This window comes from Specibacter sp. AOP5-B1-6 (genome assembly GCF_052376555.1).
Taxonomy (GTDB): Bacteria; Actinomycetota; Actinomycetes; order Actinomycetales; family Micrococcaceae; genus Specibacter.
Genome location: NZ_JBQSVT010000054.1, coordinates 1 through 22019, shown reverse-complemented (window position 1 = coordinate 22019; position 22019 = coordinate 1). Strand labels below are relative to the sequence as shown.

Annotated in this window: 22 protein-coding genes, 1 tRNA gene and 1 pseudogene; 16 read left to right on the top strand and 8 right to left on the bottom strand. The window is 65.4% G+C overall.

Translation table 11 applies throughout. The annotated features are described in order from the left end of the window. The 4 genes from ACT3TS_RS18040 to ACT3TS_RS18025 form a co-directional block, all read left to right on the top strand. Positions 1–207: hypothetical protein (locus tag ACT3TS_RS18040; protein WP_444532907.1), on the top strand; the 207-nt coding region annotated here is incomplete at its 5' end. Further along, positions 204–1403 carry an SLC13 family permease gene (locus tag ACT3TS_RS18035; protein ID WP_444532906.1) on the top strand — a complete coding sequence of 400 codons (1200 nt, stop codon included), beginning with the start codon at positions 204–206 and terminating at the stop codon, positions 1401–1403. The genes ACT3TS_RS18040 and ACT3TS_RS18035, both read left to right, overlap by 4 nt. An 82-nt stretch (positions 1404–1485) precedes the next feature. Next, a complete protein-coding gene (locus tag ACT3TS_RS18030; RefSeq protein WP_444532905.1) occupies positions 1486–2439 on the top strand; it encodes a DNA-3-methyladenine glycosylase family protein in 954 nt (317 codons plus the stop codon). Positions 2440–2522: 83 nt separating this feature from the next. Then, the gene (locus ACT3TS_RS18025; protein ID WP_444532904.1) at positions 2523–2801 is read left to right on the top strand and encodes a putative quinol monooxygenase; all 279 of its coding nucleotides are present in this window, start codon (positions 2523–2525) and stop codon (positions 2799–2801) included. 121 nt (positions 2802–2922) lie between these two features. Here the strand turns inward: ACT3TS_RS18025 and ACT3TS_RS18020 are convergent, their stop codons facing one another. Continuing rightward, positions 2923–3303 carry a thioredoxin family protein gene (locus ACT3TS_RS18020; RefSeq protein WP_444532903.1) on the bottom strand — a complete coding sequence of 127 codons (381 nt, stop codon included), beginning with the start codon at positions 3301–3303 and terminating at the stop codon, positions 2923–2925. 198 nt (positions 3304–3501) lie between these two features. On the opposite strand from ACT3TS_RS18020, the gene ACT3TS_RS18015 reads away from it, so the two are divergent. Further along, positions 3502–3744: a hypothetical protein gene (locus ACT3TS_RS18015; RefSeq protein WP_444532902.1), complete on the top strand. Its 243-nt coding sequence runs from the start codon at positions 3502–3504 to the stop codon at positions 3742–3744. A gap of 69 nt (positions 3745–3813) precedes the next feature. Here ACT3TS_RS18015 and ACT3TS_RS18010 read toward each other — a convergent pair whose 3' ends face one another. The 4 genes from ACT3TS_RS18010 to ACT3TS_RS17995 all read right to left on the bottom strand — a co-directional run bounded on the left by ACT3TS_RS18010 (position 3814) and on the right by ACT3TS_RS17995 (position 6064). Beyond that, positions 3814–4455, bottom strand: a complete 642-nt coding sequence (locus ACT3TS_RS18010; protein ID WP_444532901.1) for a sunset domain-containing protein — start codon at positions 4453–4455, stop codon at positions 3814–3816. Between the two features lie 92 nt (positions 4456–4547). Then, positions 4548–5270, bottom strand: a complete 723-nt coding sequence (locus ACT3TS_RS18005) for a hypothetical protein (RefSeq protein ID WP_444532900.1) — start codon at positions 5268–5270, stop codon at positions 4548–4550. Positions 5271–5412: 142 nt separating this feature from the next. Further along, positions 5413–5497: transfer RNA gene (locus ACT3TS_RS18000), tRNA-Tyr, on the bottom strand. 186 nt (positions 5498–5683) lie between these two features. Further along, positions 5684–6064, bottom strand: a complete 381-nt coding sequence (locus tag ACT3TS_RS17995) for a hypothetical protein (protein ID WP_444532899.1) — start codon at positions 6062–6064, stop codon at positions 5684–5686. 283 nt (positions 6065–6347) lie between these two features. Between ACT3TS_RS17995 and ACT3TS_RS17990 the strand changes: the two genes are divergently transcribed. The 3 genes from ACT3TS_RS17990 to ACT3TS_RS17980 all read left to right on the top strand — a co-directional run bounded on the left by ACT3TS_RS17990 (position 6348) and on the right by ACT3TS_RS17980 (position 9223). Then, on the top strand, positions 6348–7541 hold the full coding sequence (locus ACT3TS_RS17990; protein WP_444532898.1) for an AI-2E family transporter: 1194 nt from the start codon (positions 6348–6350) through the stop codon (positions 7539–7541). A 157-nt stretch (positions 7542–7698) separates the two neighbouring features. Further along, positions 7699–8187 (top strand): YajQ family cyclic di-GMP-binding protein, encoded by a 489-nt coding sequence (locus ACT3TS_RS17985; RefSeq protein ID WP_444532897.1) that lies wholly within the window; start codon positions 7699–7701, stop codon positions 8185–8187. Between the two features lie 208 nt (positions 8188–8395). Then, positions 8396–9223 (top strand): VOC family protein, encoded by an 828-nt coding sequence (locus ACT3TS_RS17980; protein ID WP_444532896.1) that lies wholly within the window; start codon positions 8396–8398, stop codon positions 9221–9223. Here ACT3TS_RS17980 and ACT3TS_RS17975 read toward each other — a convergent pair. The 3 genes from ACT3TS_RS17975 to ACT3TS_RS17965 form a co-directional block, all read right to left on the bottom strand. Then, complete coding sequence (locus ACT3TS_RS17975; protein ID WP_444532895.1) at positions 9190–9924, bottom strand: response regulator; 735 nt, start codon at positions 9922–9924, stop codon at positions 9190–9192. The two genes, ACT3TS_RS17980 and ACT3TS_RS17975, sit on opposite strands and share 34 nt — an antisense overlap. Further along, the gene (locus ACT3TS_RS17970; RefSeq protein ID WP_444532894.1) at positions 9921–11162 is read right to left on the bottom strand and encodes a sensor histidine kinase; all 1242 of its coding nucleotides are present in this window, start codon (positions 11160–11162) and stop codon (positions 9921–9923) included. The genes ACT3TS_RS17975 and ACT3TS_RS17970 overlap by 4 nt, the downstream gene beginning before the upstream one ends. Positions 11163–11295: 133 nt before the next feature. Beyond that, positions 11296–12012 (bottom strand): histidine phosphatase family protein, encoded by a 717-nt coding sequence (locus ACT3TS_RS17965; protein WP_444532893.1) that lies wholly within the window; start codon positions 12010–12012, stop codon positions 11296–11298. 452 nt (positions 12013–12464) lie between these two features. Between ACT3TS_RS17965 and ACT3TS_RS17960 the strand changes: the two genes are divergently transcribed. The 8 genes and pseudogenes from ACT3TS_RS17960 to ACT3TS_RS17925 all read left to right on the top strand — a co-directional run. Then, positions 12465–12761: a WXG100 family type VII secretion target gene (locus tag ACT3TS_RS17960; RefSeq protein ID WP_444532892.1), complete on the top strand. Its 297-nt coding sequence runs from the start codon at positions 12465–12467 to the stop codon at positions 12759–12761. 82 nt (positions 12762–12843) lie between these two features. Next, positions 12844–13134: a hypothetical protein gene (locus ACT3TS_RS17955; RefSeq protein ID WP_444532891.1), complete on the top strand. Its 291-nt coding sequence runs from the start codon at positions 12844–12846 to the stop codon at positions 13132–13134. A 94-nt stretch (positions 13135–13228) separates the two neighbouring features. Further along, positions 13229–14686 (top strand): hypothetical protein, encoded by a 1458-nt coding sequence (locus tag ACT3TS_RS17950; protein ID WP_444532890.1) that lies wholly within the window; start codon positions 13229–13231, stop codon positions 14684–14686. Beyond that, on the top strand, positions 14683–15273 hold the full coding sequence (locus ACT3TS_RS17945) for a hypothetical protein (RefSeq protein ID WP_444532889.1): 591 nt from the start codon (positions 14683–14685) through the stop codon (positions 15271–15273). The genes ACT3TS_RS17950 and ACT3TS_RS17945 overlap by 4 nt, the downstream gene beginning before the upstream one ends. Continuing rightward, the gene (locus ACT3TS_RS17940; RefSeq protein ID WP_444532888.1) at positions 15270–15944 is read left to right on the top strand and encodes a hypothetical protein; all 675 of its coding nucleotides are present in this window, start codon (positions 15270–15272) and stop codon (positions 15942–15944) included. Before ACT3TS_RS17945 ends, ACT3TS_RS17940 begins: the two co-directional genes overlap by 4 nt. Positions 15945–15965: 21 nt before the next feature. Further along, complete coding sequence (locus ACT3TS_RS17935; protein ID WP_444532887.1) at positions 15966–16850, top strand: hypothetical protein; 885 nt, start codon at positions 15966–15968, stop codon at positions 16848–16850. Further along, the gene (locus ACT3TS_RS17930) at positions 16847–21271 is read left to right on the top strand and encodes an FtsK/SpoIIIE domain-containing protein (protein ID WP_444532886.1); all 4425 of its coding nucleotides are present in this window, start codon (positions 16847–16849) and stop codon (positions 21269–21271) included. The genes ACT3TS_RS17935 and ACT3TS_RS17930 overlap by 4 nt, the downstream gene beginning before the upstream one ends. After that, positions 21264–22019 (top strand): annotated as a pseudogene (locus ACT3TS_RS17925) (ATPase); the annotation flags it as partial. The gene ACT3TS_RS17930 and the pseudogene ACT3TS_RS17925, both read left to right, overlap by 8 nt.

Here is a 22019-nt window from a genome sequence, read left to right as displayed (position 1 = left end):
GACCACCAACCAACCAGCACCCCCTGTGCAGGAACCAACCCGCAAAAACGGACCGGCCGCACGAGGATCGCGACGTGCGACCATGTAACCATGAGCGCTGCAGCACGCCAAGGACCCGTGTTGCCCCGGCACGCCTGCGGCGGGCTCCGCCGTCGTCCGGCACCGGCACCGGCACTGGCACTGGCACTGGCACTGGCACTGGCATGAAAAGGATCCTGGCAGCCGGCATCCCGGCTGCACTGTTCGCCCTGGGGCTGGTACTGCTTGGCACGGGGCTGCTCAGCCGGGGCTCCGCACTGGACCTTGCCTCCCGCACGGTGCCGATTTTGCTGTTTGTTGCGGCCATGACGGTGGTGACTGAGCTTGCAGACAACGCCGGATTGTTCAGCTTAATCACGGCGCGCCTCGCACGCCTGGGCACGCGGGCCGGGCCGGGCGGAGCAGAGTCCGGCCGGATCATTGTCCTGTGGCTGTTGGTGGTTGCCCTTGCCACCATCTGCACTGTTTTCCTGTCCCTGGACACCACGGCCGTGCTGGTCACCCCGGTGGTGGTCTCACTGGCCCGGCACACCCGCGTTGCCGTGCTGCCATTCGCCCTGGCCACAGTGTGGCTGGCGAACACGGCCTCCCTTGTACTGCCGGTGTCGAATCTGACCAACCTGCTGGCCCAGCACCAATTGAACGTCAGCCCGCTGGGGTTCGCCCGGATGTTGTGGGCGCCAGCCGTGGTGGGGGTTGCCGTGCCACTGGCATTCCTGGTCCTGATCTTTCGCAAGGAATTGCACGGCCGCTATGCTCCCACGGCACTGCCCGACGTTGTGGACAAACGGCTCCTGTGGATCAGCGGCGCCACCGTCACCCTCCTGCTGCCGGCCCTCGTTTCAGGTGTCACAGTGGCGATTCCGGCCAGCATCGCCGCCTTGTTTCTGGTGCTGATGTTCCTCGTCCGACGGCGATCGGCAGTGCGCTGGAAGGTGGTGCCGATCCAGCCGCTGCTGCTCACGATGGGTTTGTTCCTCGTTGTCGCAACGCTGCACGACCATGGGCTGGGCAACGCCTTGGCCCGGGTGGCGGGGTCCGGCGTCGTTCTTCCCAGCCTGCTCCAACTCACGGCTGTGGGCGCAGTGAGTGCCAACGGGATCAACAATTTGCCGGCGTATCTGGCGCTTGAGCCGGTGGCCGGTTCCCCGGTACGGCTGGCCGCGTTGTTGATTGGCGTGAACCTTGGGCCGCTCATCTCCCCGTGGGCGTCACTGGCAACCTTGCTCTGGCACAGCCGCCTCAAGGCCCAGGGCATCACTTTCCCATGGCCCAGATATGCGCTGGCCGGGCTGTGCGTCGTGGTGTTCCTCATGCCGGCGGCCGTGCTTGCGCTGTGGCTCAGCGCGGGGATGCCCGGCTAGCCCGTGTGGCTGGTCCGTGCGGCCAGCCCGTGCACGCTGCTCCATGCACGACGTCGAAGGCCCCTCGTGCGACCATGGAACCATGACGATCGCAGCAGCCCCCGGACCAGCCATGGTCTGGAGTGCCGGCGGACCCTACGACCTGCACCAGACGCTGGGCATCCTCGGCCGCGGACCCGGAGACGCCACGATCCGGCTGGCTCCCGGCACGGCCTGGCTGGCGTTCAACACCCCCACCGGCCCGGCCACCATCCGCATCACCCAGCACGGCAGCGAATTGCGCACCCGCACGTGGGGCCCCGGCGCCGAGCACGCACTGGCCACCTCGCCGGCGCTGCTGGGAGCTCACGACGACTGGTCCCACTTCGATGCGCCAGAGTTCACCGCTACCCTTCCCGGGCGCATCAAGGAAGCACGACGGCGGCACCCGGCGCTGCGCCTGCCCGCCACCGGGCGCATGGTTGACGCGCTGGTGCCCGCCATTTTGGAGCAAAAGGTCACCGCGCTTGAGGCCCAACGGGGTTACGCCACGCTGCTTCGAAAATTTGGCAGCCCGGCCCCTGGGTCCGGGACCAGCGAGGAGGTCCCTGCAGACTTGGTGGTGGCGCCAACCCCGCAGCAGTGGGCGGCCATCCCCTCCTGGGAGTGGCACAAGGCGGGCGTTGGACCACAGCGTTCGGCAACTGTCATGCGGGTGCTGCGTTCGGCGTCGGGCCTGGAGCGTTTGGGACAGCTCACGGCAGCGCAAGCCGCTGCGAAGATGCAGAGCATTCCCGGAGTGGGCGTGTGGACGGCGGCGGAAGTCACCCAACGCACGCATGGCGACGCTGACCAGGTGGCCGTGGGCGACTACCATCTGGCCGCCTATGTCGGGTGGGCGCTGGCCGGAAAAGCGGTGGACGACACCGGCATGCTGGAGTTGCTTGAGCCGTGGCGCGGGCACCGGCAGCGCGTGGTGCGGATGCTGCAATTAAGTGGTTTTCGCAAACCGTCGTTTGGGCCGCGGATGACAATCCAGGACCACCGCGGACACTGACGCTCCCGCCGGCCCCGCATTCGCCCCGCGGTCACAGAGTGGAACAGTTCCCGTCTGCGCCCCGCATCGCCTAGGCTGATTCCATGAGCGAGATCATCAACCTACAGGCCACTTTCCTCCCCAACGAGGGCGAATTCTTCCGTGTGAAGCTCGCCCTCGAGATCGCTGTTGAACAGGTCGTTGAAGAGGACGGCTGCATCCAGTACGAAATCACCGAGGAATCGGACGAGAAAATCGTGCTGACCGAGCAGTGGGCGTCCGAAGCAGATCTGGACAAGCACAGCAAGGGCATCGCGGTGCAGGACCTCAACGAGTCACTGAGTGCCCTGCTGGCAGAGCCCGTCAAGCTTGAACGGCTCTAAACACCCCAGTTCCATGTGAAGCGTGACGTCGCGGTTGTGGCCCCGGGATCCGTGATTCCGGGGCCACAACTGCGAGGTCACGGCGGCGGGCCCGTCCGATCAACGCAAAATTTGCCAAAGATTATTCGGTGGCGGGGTCCCCGCCCTGCTTGGCCGCAACTGCCGCGTGGACCTCGGTCATGTCCAGCGCCTTGACGGCGTCGATGACCGAATCAAGCTGGGTTCCATTAAGCGCGCCGGGCTGGGCGAATACCAGCACCTTTTCCCGGAATGCCATCAGCGTCGGGATCGAGGTGATGTTTGCTTCCGCCGCAAGTTGTTGCTGGGCTTCGGTGTCGACCTTGCCGAACACGACGCCGTCGTGCTTCTCCGAAGCAGCTTCATAGGTGGGCGCAAAACGCACGCAGGGCTGGCACCAGGATGCCCAAAAATCAACGATCACAATATCGTTGGACTCAATGGTGGTGCCGAAGGATTCGGTGGTGATTTCAACAGTAGCCATGAATCCCACGGTACGTGACCCCCGGAACCATGGCTACCGGTTACGCTCAGCGCTTGAATCATCCCGCGTGGCACACTTTCACCGGAATTTGGGTGGAAAGACACACGCAGTTCACAGCGGATTCACCTTGTGCGCGCATGCTGGCGGTGTTGACTACGAGAAAAGGAAGCAGCGATGACTTTCACACCAGGAGAAATCATGACACGACCGATTCACCATCGAACCTTCATCACCCCCGACAACCATGAGGTGTGGCCGGTTCTGGCCAAGAACGAGCCGGTCGCCCTGGTCAATGAGCGCGGCTGGCGCTTGTCGGGCCGGGTTGAGACCCTTTCCAACAACCGTCAGTGCCTGTGGATTCAGCTTGACTCCGGCATGGGTCGCCAGCTCATCCACCATCAGGACGGTTTCGTACTGGAAAGTGAGAAGCAGGCCAGCTGAGCTTTTTTCAGGTAAATCGCCCGATCCGTTCACGGACCGGGCGGTCCTGTTTAACGAGCGCGGCGGCAGCTACACCTTGGACTTCCGGTAGCCGGCCTTCTTTGCGGCGGTCTCCGTGCTGAAGCAAATTTCCGGAGTGGTCTTGTTGTAGAACCGTTGGTTCTTGAGGTGGTAGATCTTGCTGGGCGCGTTCCCCTTGATGGGCGCCCATGCTGGGCAGTGCCACTTGCTGGCGGGCTTGCTGGACGTTGGTTTGGGCGCTGGCTTGGCCGCCGGCACCACCTTGACGTATTTCTGGCCGGAAACAGATGCCTTCATCGTGCCCTGCGCCGCCAGTCGCACGCTCCACTTGCCGGAGACCGACGCCGGGACCGAGACCTTGACATGGCCGCTCGCACTGCTCTTGACCGTGCGAACCGCCTTGTTAGGGCCCGAACCGTCCGGATCAAAATAAACTGCGGCAGTGACGGTCCCGGTTTTGACCCATGCCTTGCCCTTCAATCGTTGTCCCTGCGCAGCAACAGTGATCGATTTGCCTTTGGCCACCGTGGCGGGCCCTGCCGAAAAACCGGCAAGGCGTGAAGAGCTGGTTGCCGCGGCCTCGGCCGGTGCCGGAACCGCCAGCAGCGGAACCGTCAGGGCAAGGGTTGCCACGGCCACGGCCATGGCACGGCGCAGGGTCGGCAGACTGGTGCGTGATGAGTGGCGCAAGGGTTCCCCCCAAGGAGACGGCAGGGATATCCCTGCATTGTTGATGGAACCCTCATCCTAAGCTGAACTGGCCACCGCCCGGCGTCGGGTGTCTAGTCCTCCGGCCCAATCATCGACACAAATTCCTGCGCGTCAGTCTCGCCAATGTCCGCATGGTCACGCAGAAGGCGGGCGGCGCCATCGTAATTCCCCGACTGTGCCAGGTCCCGGATATGGCGGAAGATGTCCTCATTGAGGCGCGTGCTGGCCACCTCGCGGACGTCCTCACCGCGGGACACAATGGCCCGGTAACGGTAGGTTTTAGGGGTGGCGGCCGGCTGTGGCTGAGCGTCAGCGGCCGCAGTCCCAGCCTCAGGGGCAATCCCAGCCTCGGGGGCAGCCTGCATGATGTCCTCAACCGTCAGGGGCGTCTCCCGGACTGCAGGCATTGCGCCCTCCGGCGACGGCTGCGGGAATTGCGCCAATGCCGCCACGGCCGCTGCGGAATCACCCAGACCCATGCGCGTCGCCTTGCGGTATGCCTGCACGGCGTTGAGCACCTGGTGCTGGGCAATCAAGGAGTAGACCCGCTGGTGGCTTTCAGGTGTGAGCCTTGCGCTGGCTTCCTCGGCGCCTTCCCTGGAAATCTCCCGGCCGCGGCGAAACCCCTTGGGCTTTGCTCGGGGTGTCCCCGCGGGGGCGGATGCACCGGAATCGCTGATGTCATCGTGTGAGGGGTCCTGCGAGACCCGATTTCGTCGTCCCACCAGCCGGGCCGCCACAACCACGACAATAACAACGACCAACAAGATGAGCAGGGGCACGACGTATTCCATGCCTTAACTGTAGTTCGCCCGGGCCCGGTTTCCCGGCGGGGCAGGAACTGAGCAGCTGCGGGGATGTTCGAGCGCCTTGCCGTCCAACGAAAAAAGCCCGGAACCAGCGATTTCCCGCGTGGTTCCGGACTTCGTTCATGCTTGGTGGCAGATACTGGATTCGAACCAGTGAAGGCGTTGCCAGCTGATTTACAGTCAGCCCCCTTTGGCCACTCGGGTAATCTGCCATGGCCAGCCAAACCCAAAACATCGGGTCGAGCTTTCGCCCCCAACAAGTGGAAGCAGTAAAACAATACTAGGAATTTCCCCAAGAATCGAATCGAGAACTCCCGGGCTCCGGAATCAACCAAAAAACTGCTGAAATCCGCCGGTGCGACAGTACATTTGCCGCGACAGTCCCCCTTCGTGGCGGCCTAGGCTTCGCTTTGGATCCTCTTAACCAGCTGATTTTCCAGGAAGGCCGCTTGTTCAGAAGTGATTTGCTGCAGCTGGACGGCACGGGCCATGTCCTCATGGACTCCTGCAATCCGGGACGTCACGGAATTCGGCGGGGAGCCGATGATGCTCGCCGGGTCAAGACTGGAGGCCGTGCCACCAACCAAAACCGGCCCGCCCAGCACCGTCACAGCCGCAAGGGTGACGGCGGCCACGGCAGTTCCCACGGTCTTTTTGCCAGTCTTGAGCCTGGTGCTGGCGGCGGGCGGGCTTGTGGCTGGCGGCGTGCCGGGAGTCCACTCCCGTGTCGCCTTTAGCTCTGTGGCAGGTGTCGGCGCGGCGCTTCCATCTGTCGTCATCGGTCCTCCTACTGCTGGCGTTCCCAATACCCACAACTTTGCCAATCGCAAATGTGTGATTGCCCCGGGAATCCTCCGAGGAAACTGTGAGCGAAATGCGACACCGCATTGCGGGTGCTGCGTTCGGCACAAGCCGGCCGTCCCACCAATTATTCCCGGCGGGACAATTATTCCCGGCGGGTCCGGGCGGTGCCGCAAAGCTGCGACTCTCCCATGTGGCGGCCTAACCGGCCGCGGACCATCCCTGCCTTAGAGTTGGGAGCATGACGAAAGAGGCCACACCATGAGTTTCCGTCCCTTCCGCCGAAGGGTCCCCCGCGACGCCGCACCAGCCACGCCACCGGGCGCAGGCGGCCGGCATGTAAACGACGACGCACTCGGGCCAGCTGATGCCCGGGTGGCCCCGGGCGACCGTGTGGCACTGCTCTGGTCAAACCCGCTGGGGCGCACCGCGACCCGGGCGGCCCAGGTCCTGGTGGTCCTGGCACTCGTCGCGGTCGCGGTCTTCGGCCTGTCCAGGGTCAGCCTCGCCGTGCTGCCGCTGCTGATTGCCCTGATCCTCTCCAGCGCACTGTGGCCGCTGGTGCGGCTGGCGCGCAAGGTCATGTCTGCCATGCTCGCGGCCTGGACCGTATTCCTGGGATCGCTCGTCATACTCGGCAGCATCGGGACGGGGATCGTCTTCGCCGTCCGGGCCGAGTGGTCCGGCCTCGTGGACCAGGCGGTTGAGGGCTTTCACCAGTTGCAGGGCATGGTGCAGGAGATGCCGTTCCAGATCAGCCAGCAACAGATCGACGACGGCGTGACCACCGTGACAGATTTCCTCACCAGCAGCCAGTTCGGCGCCGGGGCCCTGAGCGGGCTGTCCGCCGCCAGCAGTTTCTTCACCGGTCTGGTGCTGCTGCTGGTGATCTTGTTCTTCTTCCTCAAGGACGGCGACCGGATCTGGGCCTTCTTCCTGTCCTGGATACCGCGCAGCCACGAGCCGAAGTGGCGGGCCAGCGGCACACGCACCGTTGAAACCCTGGGCGGCTACATCCGCGGCACGGCCACCATCGCGCTCGTCGACGCCGCGGGCATCGGCATCGCATTGTGGATCCTGCAGGTGCCACTGGCACTGCCGCTGGCCGCCATCGTCTTCATCACCTCATTCATCCCGATGGTTGGCGCCACATTTGCCGGCATCCTCGCCACCTTGGTCGCGCTGGTGGCCAACGGCCCGGTCGTCGCCCTGATCGTGCTGGGCGTGGTGATCCTGGTGAACCAGCTGGAGGGGAACTTCCTCCAGCCGGTCGTGATGGCCCAGGCCCTGAACCTGCACGCCCTGGTGATCCTGCTGGCACTGACCATCGGCACCGTCCTCGCCGGCCTCGTCGGCGCCGTGCTCTCCGTACCCCTAACCGCTGTCTGCTGGTCCGTCGTCAAGATCTGGACCGGCCGCGACACCGAGGCCGTCAAGGCACAAACCAAACGCTAGTCGCGCCCTCCCTAAACCCCGCTTCGCCCGTTTTGGGACCCTCGGGCGCTAGCGCCGTCGCGCCCTCCCTAAAACCCGCTTCGCCCGTTTTGGGACCCTCGGGCGCTAGGCTTGTACTCAAATCAATCGCACAAATTTCCAAGCACATGGAGGAATCATGGCTAGTGAGTCAACGTTCGACGTCGTCAGCAAAGTGGACAAGCAAGAGGTCGCCAATGCCTTGCACCAGACCCAGAAGGAAGTGGCGCAGCGCTACGACTTCAAGAACATTGGTGCCGAGATTGACTTCAGCGGAGAAAAGATCCTGCTCAAGGCCAACTCCGAAGAACGCGTCATGGCCGTCATGGACGTCTTTGAATCCAAGCTGATCAAGCGCGGGATCTCACTGAAGTCCCTCGACGCGGGCGAGCCCTTCGCCTCCGGCAAGGAATACCGCCTCGAAGCGGAAATCGTCGAAGGCATCGCCCAGGACGTGGCAAAGAAAATCAACAAGCTTATTCGCGACGAAGGCCCCAAGGGCGTCAAGTCGACCATCCAGGGCGACGAGCTGCGTGTGAGCTCCAAGAGCCGCGACGACCTCCAGGAAGTCATGGCCATGCTGCGCAAGTTCGAGGACGCGGACCTGCAGTTCGTCAACATGCGCTAACGACAGCCCTTCCCAGGTGTGGCCCGGCTTTTCGCGGCCCGCCTGAAGCCTAAGGCGCCTGCCGCTGAATTCCCGGAACATCCGGGTAAACATTCAACCGGCAGGCGCTTTTTTGCCCCGCCGTGCCCTTGCCCGCGGGTCAGTGCCGGGCATAGTCTTCACTTGCGCCCACAAACGTCCGAAGCAGGCAACAACGACTGGAGCTGCCATGAACCGCCAGGGATTCCCCGCCGGAGCACCGTGCTGGATCGATCTGCTGACCTCCGACATGAAGAGGTCGCGCGAGTTTTACACCGCCTTGTTTGGGTGGAGCTACGAGTCTGGGGACGAGGAAAAATACGGTGGCTGCACCATGGCCTGCAAGGATGGAAAGCGCGTCGCCGGGCTCATACAGAACCCGGAGGACGGGGCCGGCCACCCTGACATGTGGTCCACCTACCTGCGCGTGGACAACATTGATGAGGCCGTGACTGCTGCCAAGGACGCCGGGGCCATCGCCCACATGGAGCCCATGGACGTGCCCGGGCAGGGACGAATGGCCATGGTTGGGGATCCCGGCGGAGCCACGATCGGCATGTGGGAGTTTGGCGGCCACACAGGCTTCCAGGCCCACGAGACGAACGGTGCCGCGGCCTGGCATGAGCTGCACAGCAAGGACTACCCGGCTGCCGTGCGCTTCTACCGCGACGTCTTTGGCCTGCAGACCTCCGTCATGAGCGACACCGCCGAGTTCCGCTACACGAACCTCGTTGACGGCGAAACGGAGCTCGCCGGCATCATGGACGCCGCATCCTTCCTGCCGGCCGAGGTGCCGTCCACCTGGCAGGTGTATTTCCAGACGGACGACGTCGATGCCGCCGTCGCCGCGGCCCTGACCTTGGGTGCCAGTGTCATCAATGCCGCCGAGGATTCCCCGTACGGCAGGGTTGCGGGCCTCAGCGACTGCACCGGGGCCATGTTCAAGCTTATCCAGCCACGGCCGGGAAGGGCAGGAGGGGCCCGTCAGCTGCCGGGTTCCACGAGTCCGGTGTCGTAGGCCAGCACCACTGCCTGCACCCTGTCGCGCAGCCCCAGCTTGGCCAGAATTTTGCTGACGTGTGTTTTCACTGTTTGTTGGGCAATGAACAGTTCGTCGGCAATTTCCTGGTTTGAGAATCCGCGCCCAATCAACGTCATCACTTCAAGTTCACGCTCGGTAAGACCCTCAAGGCGGTCCTGGGACAGCTCCGGGCGTGCCCTCGAATCGGCAAATTGCTCTATCAGCCGTTTGGTGATCGAGGGGGCCAGCAACGCCTCCCCCGAGGCCACGATCCGCACGGCCGCAACCAGTTCGTCGGCGAGGGCATCCTTGAGCAGGAACCCGCTGGCGCCCAAGCGCAGTGCATCGTAAACGTAGTCATCCACGTCGAAGGTTGTCAGCATCAACACATGGGGGGTGCCGGCGTCGGCGTCAGTGTTGGCGCCAGTGTCTAGGTCAAGGTCAGTGTCAGGACCGGCACCGCTGTCGCAGTCGGTGGTGCCGGCGAGGATCTGCCGGGCCGCCTCCAGACCATCCATGACGGGCATGCGGACATCCATCAGCACAACATCCGGGTGGTGGAGGGCGGCAAGCTCCACAGCCAGGGCACCGTTCTCCGCCTGACCCACCACTTCAATGTCCTCCTGGGCGGCCAGCAAAGCGGCAAACCCTTCGCGGACCATGGCCTGGTCGTCCACCACCAGCACTTTAATGCTCATGACCCCGCACCTCCCTTGCCGTTGCTGCCGTTGCTGCCGGGTTTTCTGGCGTTGCCGTTGACGGCGCTCAGGGGCAGCTTGGCTCTCACGCTGAATCCGCCGTCGGCCGTTGGCACGCACACCACCGAGCCGCCCACAATGGCAGCACGCTCCCGCATCCCAATCAGCCCCTGGCCCACGTGTGAGCCCTTGTCCAGCTGCGCCATGACAGCGCCCACGGCCGAACTTGAATTGACCACCGAGACGGCAAGGGTGCTGCCCTGCACCACAAAGGCCACACGCACCGTTGCCCCCGGCGCATGTCGGATGACATTGCTCAAGGCCTCCTGCACAATCCTGTACGTGGTGAGCGCAATGACCTCGCCAATGTCATGACCTTCGACGCAGGACAGCTCAGGTTCCGGTATGTGCACCCCCGCGGACCGGGCCGAGGCAAAAAGCCGGGGAAGGTCTGCAAGCGTCGGCTGGGGGCCAAGTTGCCGGCCGGCCTCAGCATTGCGCAGTGATCCGAGCATGCTGCGCATTTCAGTCATGGCCCGGCGGGAGTTGGCGGCAATGTCATCAAATTCCTGTTTCAGTTCATCGCTGAGGCCGGGGTGCCGGTAGGTGGCAGTGGTTGCCTGCACCACAACAACCGACATGCCGTGGGCCACCACGTCGTGGAGTTCGCGGGCAATGCGAGTCCGCTCTTCGGCCAGCCTGCGCCGTGACTGCTCCTCGGCACTGACACTGCGTTCGGCGGCAAGTTCCGTGCGCAGGTGCTGCCACTGCTGGGCCACCACCGCGGCAACCATGAGCCCCCCGGACACCGCCGCGAAGATGACAACATTGTTTTGGGCGCCTTCTGTCAGGCCGTTGGGCATGGTCAGGTAATTCGAGACGACACCCACGACGACGCTGGCCAGCCACGCGGCGGCCGGCACCATCCAGTGCATGCGCAGCCCGGCAACACAGATCACCAGGACCTGGGTGATCATGGCCACCACGCTGAAGGGCATGGGTGCCGCACCCACGGGATCCGACACCAGCGGCATCACCGTCATCGGCACCAGCGAGACCAGCACGCCGGCCACCGGGCGGGCAGCAGTCAGGCCCAGCGAGGCCGAGTGCAGGATGGACATGCCCAGTGCGAAGGGCAGGACCATCTGGTACAAACTCATGTTCAGCGGAGCCCCGACGGCAAGGAGCGCAATACATACGACGGCGGTGCCGAGCCACACCCAGCTGATCCCCTTCAACCGCCAGAGATTGACGGTGGTGAAGGGCGTGGGGGCGTGCCCAGCCGCGTGCACAGCAGCCCCGGGCCCGGCCGCCGGCGCAGCTGCGCCAGGGGAAGCCGCGGCTTCCCTTGCACCCCGGCGCTGCTGGTTTTTAATGGCGTTCAGCCCCGTTGGTGTTGGCTCGGATGGCTGCCTCGGTGAGGGGGTCGACCGTGAGTTCGGCGGTGGGTCCGTCGGCGTCCAGTCCGTTCAGGCCGCCGGCCGGGGAGCCCTGCCAGGACTGGATCTGCCAGCCGCCGGGGGCGGTGCTGCCTGTGGGTTCACCGTCGAGAGTGACAATTCCGGTGTTGGAAAGGTCGTGGTACTTGGGGTCCGACCAGTCGATGTTGATGCCCCGGTGCCCCGCCCAAAAACGGATCATGGCTCCGTGGCTGACCATCGCGACGGTTTCATGCGCGGCGGCTTCTGCCACCACGGCATCAAAGCGTTCAAGCACTTCAAAGCCACTGTCGGCTCCCGGCATCCGTGCTGACAGATCGCCGGTGAGCCAGGATTTCAAGGCGCCAAGGTACGCCTCGATGGAGGGCAGGTCGCCCTTCATTTCCAGGGTTCCGGCACTGATCTCCCGCAGGCCGTCCCGGACCACGGGTGCAAGGTTCCGCTCGGCGGCAAGCGGCGCCGCCGTCAACGCCGTGCGGGTGAGGTTGGAGATGTACAGCGCGTCAATGTCCTGCCCCGCGACGGCGGCGGGGACTGCGGCTGCCTGGCGCTCCCCCAGGGGCGTCAGCCCCGGCCCCGGGATCGCGGTGTCCAGCAGGCTGCGTACGTTGTTGGGTGTTTGGCCGTGCCTAATCAAAATCAGTCGCATGACTCCATTCTGTCCCATCAGGCTGATCCTTGCGCGTCCACTCGGCATGCCCCGCCCATCACACTGTGTGTGCGGCTGTTGACTGACCGGCTGGTTGGGGGATGAGTCAATGTTTTATGCGGCGGGGCCGGGCCGTGACCGGCCACTTCCCACGGACTGTCTCGACTCGTCTTTGGTGTGCAGGCACAAGTTCTTCCCAGTGCCTTCGTGATCCCGGCGAACATCTTTTTCTGGTGTTGGTGCCCACCAAGAATCACCACCACACATCGCCTGTTCGGCGCCCCAGAGGCCCACGTCGGCATGCATTGCACTGACTCGAAACAACATCCAATGAACGCCAGATGAAGTTCGACTCTGTAACCCGTTTGGGGCCTTTTGGGGGCTGTTTGATCTGTATCGTTGCTGGCGTCTGCGGCACCCGTCGAAGGCATCTCAACGATACGGAGCGACTCATGGCAAACCTCAATGTGACCTACGGCGACATGCGCGACGCCTCCACTCGCCTCAACACCGGCGAGCAGGAGATGGAGTCCAAGCTCCGCGAGCTCAAAACCCTGGTCGATGGCCTCATCAGCGGCGGCTATGTCACCGATAAGTCCTCCGTTGCGTTCGGTACCTCGTACCAGGAATTCAACGAGGGCGCGACGAAGACGATCCAGGGCCTTCTGGGCATGAGCCAATACCTCACCGCTGCCGCTGACGCACTCGAATCGACCGATTCCGAGCTCGCGCGCGCACTCGCAAAGTAGCACCCTCCCGGACAGGAGGGTGCTGCATGCAGCGCACGCACCCTCCTGTCCTCCCTTCCCTCACGATTGGACCTTCGCCCACATGTCCGACCTGATTGTCACAGCCGCCGTTCTCGACGAGTCGTCGGCGAAGCTCAGCGAGATCAAACACGAATTCGACACTGCGGGCAACCGCGTCGCCGAAGATGCCCAGGTCTGGGGGCAGCACGACGTGCAATCCGCAATGGCGGAGTTCGTCGACAATTGGAAGATTCACCGCGGCAAGATCTCGACGGCCGTAGGTGACCTGCAGAAGAAGGTCCACGACATGGGCGAAGGGTGGAAGCAGACCGAGCAGTCGATCGCCGACGGCCTGTCCACCTCGGCTGAATAGCACGGAGCGAATCGGCCCCCGGCTGAATCACGACCCCGCTCGAACGGCGTCCCTCCGTCGTTTCCCTAATCCCTAGTGTCCCGAAAGGACAGACATGCCCGCCCGTCCCGGAAACTGGGCCTTGCTCGGCCACTCATCGGACCCCGTCGCAGGAGATCCCGACCAGCTGCAACTCCTGATCACCTACTACGCGAAGGTTGCTGACACGATCAAGAGCGAGGCGACGACCCTCCAGCGCATCGGCGCTGGAGACACCACCGAGCTGAAGGGACAGTCCGCCGACGCCATCCGCTCGCGCAGTAAAGACGTCGCCGCTTCTCTCACCCAGACGTCGGGCCGCTACGACGCTGTCGCACGCGCCCTCGCCGTGTACGGCCCGGCGCTCGATACGGCACGCAGCGAGTCTGCTCGAGCACTTCAGGAGGCCGATGCCGCCGACGGGGCGAGCCGAAGCTCAGCGGCGCTGCCCGACCCCACCGCAGCGCGAGCCTCCGACGCGCCGCCGCTCACGGACGAAGAAAACGTCCAGATCCACGCGCGAACCAACGCGATATCCGAAGCGGCAGAATCTGGCGGGCTGGCCCAACGCCGAATGGACGCGGCCATGGGCGCTCTCAATGCCGCTGGCAAGTCCGCATCCAACCTCATCCGTGGCGCGTGGGACGACGGCCTCGTCGACACGTGGCAGTACAAACTGAGAGAGGGGTTCCTGAAATTTCTCAAGATACTCGTCAAAGTGCTTATGTGGATCGGTGTGGCCCTCGCGGTTCTCGCCTTCTTCATCCCGGGGCTCGGCGCGGCCGCGCTGGCCGGAGCCATCGTGGCGGTTGCATCGGTCGTTGGGACATTCGCCCTCGCTGCCATGGGTGAGGGGTCGTGGCTCGATGCGATCCTCGCCGTGGTCGGAGTCGTCCTCATCGGCGTCGGCGTGATCGTCGCAAAGGTCGTGCAGACGGCGCACGTTGCGGCGATCGCGCGGGGGAGCTCCGGCGCGGCTCGAAGCGGAACCGGTCCCCTCGCAACCAGTATTGCGTCGAAGTCGGCCGTCGCGGCGTCGAAGCGCCAAGCGGCCTTCGCCGACGGGCTCGAGGGTCGCATCAGCGTATCGGCGGCAATGAAACGGATCAACGCGATCGACAAGCGGCTGCACACCATCACCAACGACATGCAGGCCGGCAGGGCCGGTCAAATCGCGTCGAAGAATGCCATCAAGCCACAGTGGTGGAATGTCGGCACGAAGGGTTGGGGTCCGAACGACATAGCGAAGTTTGGGGATTTCGGAAAGAAGTACCGCTTCGACCGCCTGTTCTCAACGGATCGCGTCGGCGACTACAAGAAACTTCAGGCCTCGCTTCAGGCAGAGTTCGGCCTGGCGCCAAAGGCGATTCCGTGGTGGTATTACGCGAATGCCGGCCGGGTCGTCGGGAACTTCGGAATCAGCACGTTGAAGTGGTCAACCACACCCACCGGATTCGGCACGGACACCAGCCGGTCTGCGACATCGCCAGAATACGATGCGGCCAAGACCGCCCTGACGTCACCGACGAAATGAGCGGCACAAACGTGATCACGTGGTCGCTTGACCTCGACGTGCACGAATGGATCGCTGTGCCTTCCTCTGCCCTCGACGTCGTCCAGTGGCGGGCCGATGTGACAACGGTGTTTGAACTGCTCGCTGCAGCGGAGGCGAAAATCGCCGACGGGCAGCCGCTGAACGGCGGAATCCTCGACATCGAGCCCGCACTCGACACCCTGCTCGAATTTTCTGCAGCGCTCGGCGAGGGCAGCATGCTTGTGGCCGGCATTGGTCTGCTCGGCAACTGGCCGCTGCCAGTTGTCGTCGAGGTGAGCGCCACCGCGACCGACCCCGGTGATCTGCTTGACGCTGCCGGGGCACGCGGCGGATTCCCCGTCGACCCGCCCGCCGTCGACGACGTTTCCGACGGTGACGGCATTCGCGTCACACGGCTCGACCTCGACGACAACGGGGCGATCCTGGCCCAGGTCTCCTGCGCCCGCCGGGCGGACGGCGCGGACGTCGTGCTCACCTGGCGCACCTCCCAGCTCGAGCTCGTTCCCCAGTTCTCTCCCCTGCTCGAAGAACTCCTCGCACACGTGACCATCGAAACGGACCCATGACTGACACCACGGCACCACAGGCCAGCTTCCTCATCGCCCTTCCCCCGGGGTGGATGCGCCTGCCAGCCCGCCCCGGCGAAGCCGCGGTACTGCGCTCCTTGATCGACGAAATCGTCGACGAAGCACTCCCGTCCACATTGCCCCGAGACAAGGCCGAGCCTTGGCGTGGCGAAATGCGCAAGACGATCACCGGCGTCGTCACCGAGGCCCGGGACGCGGGGGCGAACGCTGTCTACCTTCCCGTGCGGCCAGTCAACGGCATCAACGTACCAGCCTCGTTCGTTGAGTCGGAGGTGGACGACGGCAGTGTCGGCGACCCGGGCGCCCTGCTCGCCGCCATCCTCACCGATGCCGACAACGGCGCCCTGCACATGATCGACGGAGCCCACGCAGCCAGAACCGACAGCTCCGTCGTCCGCGTCGAACCGCGCGACGGGTGGCCCGGGATGACCACGCGGCAGATCGTCTACACCATCGAAGTGCCCCATCGCGAGGGCCGCTGGATCGTGATGTCCTTCTCCGCCGCAACAGGAGACCAACCGGGCGCGGCGCTCTCCGACGCACTGGTCCAGCTCTTCGACGCGCTGATGTTGACCTTCCGCTGGAGTGAAGTTCCCGGCGTCGACCACAGCGATCTCGAAGAGCGACTGGCCCAGATCCACTCGCAATAGCACAACGATCCGTAGGGACTCATGATTATCACTCTTGCCGCCGGCATCGCACTTGCCGCAGTCGCAGCATCCCTCGCCGTTGCCGCACTGCATCAGCGTCGGCGCCTTCGACTGCTGACGGCCCCGGCCGGGCTCCACGAGGTACTGCGCGACATCCATGCCTCCTGGATCGTCGACCACGCGCTGCGGACGCTCGTGGAGGCATGCCGGCTTGAGCCACGCCGGGTGCCGGGCATCGTGATGGTCGTCCTGCACGAGACCAGGCTGGCGGTGCACCTGTCGGCGCCGGAGACGCGCCCGCCCAAGCCTTGGCACACCAGCAGCGACGGGCTCGTCTGGACCGCGGACATCGTGGCCCTGCAGGCGGCTCCGCTCACGCCAACGACGCTAAACCCCTACACCGGGCTCGTGACCCTCGGTGCCTCCGGGACCGGCCGGGTCTTCATCGACCTCGGTCAAGCCCACGGGCTCGTCAGCATCGACGGTGACCCGAACTCGCGCCGCCTGATTGCCGCGCGATGGATCGCCGAGACCGCCACTCGCCCGTGGAGCACGGGCGCGGCGTACCTGGTGGGGCTCGACGCGAACGCCCAGCCCCTTGAGATGCCGGATTCTGCCGTCGACCACCTGACCGACAGCGTCGCCTCGGGGGCACCCGGTCTCGCCTTCGTCGAGCGACTCCCCAACGACGCGGCGACCGCCCGGCTGGTGCGGGCCCTCGAAGACCGCGGATGCCGCTGGCCGGTTGTCGTCGCCAGTGCGGTGCCTGACGCGCGTTGGCGCTTCACGGCCCACGCCAACGGCTGGGTGAGCAGTGACTTTTTGCCGGACGCACGTTGGGACCCCGCTGGCTCTGTGCTGCCCGTGGTCGCCGAGAGCCCCGCCCCCGCCGGGGCGACCCCGTGAGGGCCATCGTCACCGTTCGGGACGGCGACTCCGATGCCGACACCACCGTGTTGGTCGACGCCGACCCTGCGACGCCGCTGACCGACGTCGTGCACGCGATCCGTGGGCGGCTGGGCCGGCACACCGCCGCTGCACAAGTCCGGGATGACGCGGATCCGCTGACCTTCGGCAGCAGTGGAATGATGGACGGCGCCGTGCTGCACATCGGCGCGGCCCCGCAGCCGGAGCAGGCAACGGCAGGCATCGTCGAGCTGCGCTACGTCAGCGGCCCCGGCGCAGGCCGGCTGCGCCGGCTCACGGTCGGTGAGACCGTTTTTGGGCTTGACTCGGGCGGCCAGGCAGCCTTCGGCCCCGACGTCGTCGGCGAGACGCAGGGCTATGCCGTGCTCGACATCGAGGGCACGACGACGCTGCGCGCGAACGGAGATCAACCGCAGCTCACGCTCGAGTCGGAAGCTCTCGACCAGGCCAGCGGCGGGTGGCCCCCACACGCCCAGTTGCGCATCGGCAGCTCGGTGCTCGAGGCACATCCGGTGACCCTCAGTGAAGCGGACCTCGTTCCATCGCCCGACAGCGGCTGGCTCGACTTCAACAGACCGCCGCGTCTGCTGCCGCCGGTTCCGGCCGACACGTTCCGGCGACCCGCACCACCCGCGCCGCCGGCCCCCAACGCAATGCCGTGGATCACCGCCATGATCCCCGCCTTAATGGGTGTCACGATGACGATTCTGCTCAAGCAGCCCTTCTACCTGATGTTTGCGTTCATGTCGCCCGTCATGATGCTCGGGTCGTGGCTGTCGTCGCGCCGCAATGGCAAACAAAGCCACCGAACGCTCACGCTCAAGTGGAAGAAGGACCTCGCCGACATCGACCTCAGCATCCAGGAGGCCGTGGGCGCCGAACAGCACCGCCGTCGCACGAATTCTCCGGATGCAGCGGCACTGCTGCTTGCAGCGACGGCGCCGACGCTTCGCTTGTGGGAGCGTCGGGCGAGCGACCCCGACCACTTGATGGTGCGGTTCGGAACGGCCGACCTGCCGAGCGCTGTGCAGCTCGAAGAGCAGGCGGAGCTTGAGCATCGCCGCCACTCCACCCGCACCACACGCGGCGTACCGGTCACCCTGTCGCTCCCTGAAGCCGGCGTCATTGGCATCGCCGGCCGCGGTGACTGGGCACGGCAGGCCTGCCGCTGGCTGGTCGGTCAGCTGGCCGTGCTGCAGAGCCCGCGCGACCTGCAGGTGTACATCCTCAGCGCTCCCGATGCGGGCACCGACTGGGACTGGGTAAACTGGCTGCCCCACTCACGGCCCGGGCTCGGACAGGACGCGCTCTCACTCACCGCCACCGACGCCGAATCGCTCGGCCGACGGGTGGCGGAACTCGGGCAGCTGGTAACGGAACGTACCGACACCTCCACTTCCTCGACCGGGCGCAAGACCAGCTTCTCCCCCGATGTGCTCGTTGTGCTGGACGGTGCGCGCCGGCTGCGAGCGATGCCCGGAATCGTTGCCGTGCTTCGCGACGGACCTTCCGTCGGTGTCTACGTCGTCTGCCTCGACGACGAGGAACGTCAACTGCCCGAGGAGTGCACGGCCGTCGTCGTGCAACGCGGCGACGACGAACTGGCGGTCAGGAAGCAACACGCCGACGACATCGAGCACGTCGTCACCGACCTAATTCATCCGGGCTGGTTCGACCAGGTCGCCCGCAGCCTCGCCCCCATCCACGACGTGAGCGTCTCCGATGCAGATGGCCTCATTCCGCACACCGCCCGGCTGCTCGACGTGATCGGCATGCCCGAGCCGACCGGCGAGTCGGTCGTCTCGCGCTGGCGGCTCGACGGACGCTCGACCCGTGCCACGATCGGCATCTCGCTCGACGGTCCTTTCACGATCGACCTCGTGCGCGACGGACCCCACGGACTCGTCGCCGGCACGACCGGTGCGGGAAAATCCGAGTTCCTGCAAACACTCGTCGCATCGCTCGCCGTGGCCAATCGTCCCGACGAGATGACGTTCGTGCTCGTCGACTACAAGGGCGGTGCGGCTTTCAGTGGGTGTGCAGACCTGCCTCACACCGTCGGGATGGTCACCGACCTCGACTCCCACCTCGTCCAGCGTGCGCTTGGTTCGCTGCGCGCCGAACTTGTGCGGCGCGAGCACATCCTCGCCCTCGCCGGCGCGAAAGACCTCGAGGATTACCATCTGCACCTCGGCCGCGGCGGACCTGGCCAGACCCTGCCGCGGCTGCTGATCGTGATCGACGAGTTCGCGGCGATGGCGAAAGAGCTTCCCGACTTTGTCGCCGGACTCATCGGCATCGCCCAGCGCGGCCGCTCGCTCGGTGTGCACCTCGTGATGGCGACGCAGCGGCCCTCGGGCGTAATCTCTCCCGAGATCAGGGCCAACACGAACCTGCGCATCGCACTGCGCATGACGGATGCCGGCGAGAGTTCAGACGTCATCGACATTCCGGATGCCGCACGCATATCCAAGGGGATCCCGGGCAGAGCCTACGCGCGGCTCGGGCACGCGTCGATCATCCCTTTCCAGACCGCACGCGTGGGCGGCACCAGCCAGGTCGCCACCGGCGAGGTTTCGATTCGCCCACCGTTTGTTCGGGCGCTTACGGCCGCGCAGTTCTCGCTCCCGGCCCCCGTTCCCCCACCGCTCGCGAAGGCGGCCGCGGCGACGACCGACCTCTCGGTCCTGGTCGAATCTCTGCGGGCGGCGAGCGGGATTCTCGACATCCCCCGCCAAAACAGTCCCTGGCTTGCGCCACTCGTCGACTCCCTGCCCCTCGACTCCCTGCCGGCAAGCGAAGCTCCCGGCTTCGCCTGGGGCCTCGAAGACGTCCCCTCGCGCCAGGCACAGCAGAGCGCGGTCATCGACCCGGACAGCTTTGGTCACCTGTACGTGGTTGGTGCACCTGGATCGGGGCGATCGCAGACCCTTCGCACCATCGCGGCAAGCGCCGCCCGATCGAGCGGACTCTCCGACGTGCATATCTACGGCATTGACTGCGGCAATGGCGCGCTCGCCTCGCTCGCGGTCCTGCCCCACTGTGGGGCCATCACACAGCGCAACCAGTCCGAACGCTCTACCCGCCTACTCGACAAACTCGATGCAGAAGTTCTACGCCGCCACGACCTGCTCGGCGCGGGCAACTTCGCCAACATCGCCGAGCAGCGCAGGGCCGGGATCGACGCCCTGCCACATATCCTGCTTTTCATCGACCGCTGGGACAACTTCACCAGCACCCTGGGCGAGGTCGACAACGGCCGGCTCACCGAGGTCGTGCAGTCGCTTCTGCGCGACGGCGCGAGCGCCGGGATCCACGTCATCATCGCCGGGGACCGGTCACTGTTGACCAGCCGCATGGCAGTGTTGTGCGACGACAAACTCATCCTCCGCCTGACCGACCGGCTCGACTACAGCCTCGCCGACCTCAACCACAAGACCATCCCGCTCGAGATCGTTGCCGGCCGCGGTTTTCGCGCCGGAAGCGGCACCGAGGTGCAGGTGGCCATGCTTGGGGCCGATCCAGCCGGTCAGGCGCAGAGCGAAGAAGTTCGCAAACTCGGAGCCCAGCTGACAGCGCGGGAACAGCACGGACCGCCTGCCGGCCGCCCGTTTCGCGTCGACGACCTTCCATCGACGCTCGACATCGAGCAGGCGTTCAGCTTCTCGATCGACGGAGACGAACACACCCCGATGTGGGCGATGCTCGGCGTCGGAGGCGACCAGCTCGTCGCCCACGGAGTCAACCTTGAACGCGATGCACCGACGTTCGTCGTGGCCGGACCGGCGCGTTCCGGCCGAAGCACGCTCCTGCAGGTCATGGCCCACTCGCTCCTGCGCACCGGAACGGATCTGGTTCTTGTTTGTCCGCGCCCCAGCCCGCTCCGCGATCTCGCGGGGGCGCCGGGAGTGCGCGCCGTGCTCACTCACAGCGAGCTCAGCGAAGAGGACCTTGCCCCGCTGCTCGACCCCGACGGCACTCCGGTCGTGATGATCGTCGACGACGGCGAGCTGGTGATGGACGTGCCGGCGAAGAATTGGCTGCGCTCATACGTCCGTACGGCGGGGGACTCCAGACGCGGCCTCATCCTCGGCGGAAACTCAGCGGAGATCTGCGCGGGATTCGCCGGTTGGCAGGTCGACCTCAAAAAGAACAGGCGTGGCGCACTGCTCTCGCCGCAAAGCACGGTCGACGGGGACCTGCTCGGCGTGCGCGTCGCCCGCTCCAGGATCTCGCCCAAGGTCACTCCGGGGCGCGCGCTCGTGCATCTCGGCTCCGGCGAGCTGATCACACTGCAGGTGCCCGTCCTGGGCAGAATCGCCGCACCTGCCCTCGCCCACCCCCTGTCCCCCCTGCCCCTGCACCTCCCCGCTGTCGAACTGGAGAATAACAATGCCTGACCACCCCGCCCCGGAATTCTCAGTTCGCTCCCGTGTCTCCCGGTCCGCTCCGCCACCCGCCACCGCCACCGCCGCACCCAGTCCGCCACCCATCACGCCAACAACAGCGGTTGATCTGCTTGCCGCCCCCGCAACATATTTCGCGCCCGTCGTGACAGCCAAGCACACCGCGCGCCACGGCCTGCGCGGGGTGCTCGGCAGCATCGGCATGCGGTTCCCGCCCGGAGCGGCCGAGCAGCGCCGCCTCGACTCCGCATCGCTGCTTGGCCGCGACGAACAAACAATCCGTCAAGCCACCTGGCCACGCGCGGTGAGCGTGCTCGTTGCCAACAGCAAAGGCGGCGCAGGCAAGACTCCGGTAGCGCTGCTTCTCGGCGGTACCCTCGCCGCCGTTCGCGGCGGATCGGTGTGCGTCCTCGAGGTCTCCGACGATCCCGGCGCGCTCACCTTCCGCTCTGAGGGCGCCCCGCGCCTCGGGCTCGGAGAGCTGGTCACCCAGACGATGCGGGTGCGCAGTGCCGGACAACTGGCCGGGTACACCGCACCGCAGACCTCATTCGCCTCAGTGATCGGCTCGGTCGGTTCCCGGCCTCCGCTCACGCGTGATGATGTTGTCTCGATGTCGTCGCTCGTTGACGAGTACTACGCAATCCGCGTGATGGACAGCGGCAATCAGCTCAGCTCGGCCGCGTTCGCCGGTGCGGTCGAGACCGCCGACGCCCTCGTCATTCCGGTGCTGAATGCTGGT

Excerpts from the sequence above, each read along its gene's own strand:
- ACT3TS_RS18015 (WP_444532902.1), top strand. The coding sequence starts at position 3,502 with ATGACACGACCGATTCACCATCGAACCTTCATCACCCCCGACAACCAT.
- ACT3TS_RS17990 (WP_444532898.1), top strand. The coding sequence starts at position 6,348 with ATGAGTTTCCGTCCCTTCCGCCGAAGGGTCCCCCGCGACGCCGCACCA.
- ACT3TS_RS17945 (WP_444532889.1), top strand. The coding sequence starts at position 14,683 with ATGAGCGGCACAAACGTGATCACGTGGTCGCTTGACCTCGACGTGCAC.
- ACT3TS_RS18020 (WP_444532903.1), bottom strand. The coding sequence starts at position 3,303 with ATGGCTACTGTTGAAATCACCACCGAATCCTTCGGCACCACCATTGAG.
- ACT3TS_RS18025 (WP_444532904.1), top strand. The coding sequence starts at position 2,523 with ATGAGCGAGATCATCAACCTACAGGCCACTTTCCTCCCCAACGAGGGC.
- ACT3TS_RS17960 (WP_444532892.1), top strand. The coding sequence starts at position 12,465 with ATGGCAAACCTCAATGTGACCTACGGCGACATGCGCGACGCCTCCACT.
- ACT3TS_RS18030 (WP_444532905.1), top strand. The coding sequence starts at position 1,486 with ATGACGATCGCAGCAGCCCCCGGACCAGCCATGGTCTGGAGTGCCGGC.
- ACT3TS_RS17935 (WP_444532887.1), top strand. The coding sequence starts at position 15,966 with ATGATTATCACTCTTGCCGCCGGCATCGCACTTGCCGCAGTCGCAGCA.
- ACT3TS_RS18005 (WP_444532900.1), bottom strand. The coding sequence starts at position 5,270 with ATGGAATACGTCGTGCCCCTGCTCATCTTGTTGGTCGTTGTTATTGTC.
- ACT3TS_RS17940 (WP_444532888.1), top strand. The coding sequence starts at position 15,270 with ATGACTGACACCACGGCACCACAGGCCAGCTTCCTCATCGCCCTTCCC.
- ACT3TS_RS17955 (WP_444532891.1), top strand. The coding sequence starts at position 12,844 with ATGTCCGACCTGATTGTCACAGCCGCCGTTCTCGACGAGTCGTCGGCG.
- ACT3TS_RS17950 (WP_444532890.1), top strand. The coding sequence starts at position 13,229 with ATGCCCGCCCGTCCCGGAAACTGGGCCTTGCTCGGCCACTCATCGGAC.
- ACT3TS_RS18035 (WP_444532906.1), top strand. The coding sequence starts at position 204 with ATGAAAAGGATCCTGGCAGCCGGCATCCCGGCTGCACTGTTCGCCCTG.
- ACT3TS_RS17975 (WP_444532895.1), bottom strand. The coding sequence starts at position 9,924 with ATGAGCATTAAAGTGCTGGTGGTGGACGACCAGGCCATGGTCCGCGAA.
- ACT3TS_RS17985 (WP_444532897.1), top strand. The coding sequence starts at position 7,699 with ATGGCTAGTGAGTCAACGTTCGACGTCGTCAGCAAAGTGGACAAGCAA.
- ACT3TS_RS17980 (WP_444532896.1), top strand. The coding sequence starts at position 8,396 with ATGAACCGCCAGGGATTCCCCGCCGGAGCACCGTGCTGGATCGATCTG.
- ACT3TS_RS17995 (WP_444532899.1), bottom strand. The coding sequence starts at position 6,064 with ATGACGACAGATGGAAGCGCCGCGCCGACACCTGCCACAGAGCTAAAG.
- ACT3TS_RS17965 (WP_444532893.1), bottom strand. The coding sequence starts at position 12,012 with ATGCGACTGATTTTGATTAGGCACGGCCAAACACCCAACAACGTACGC.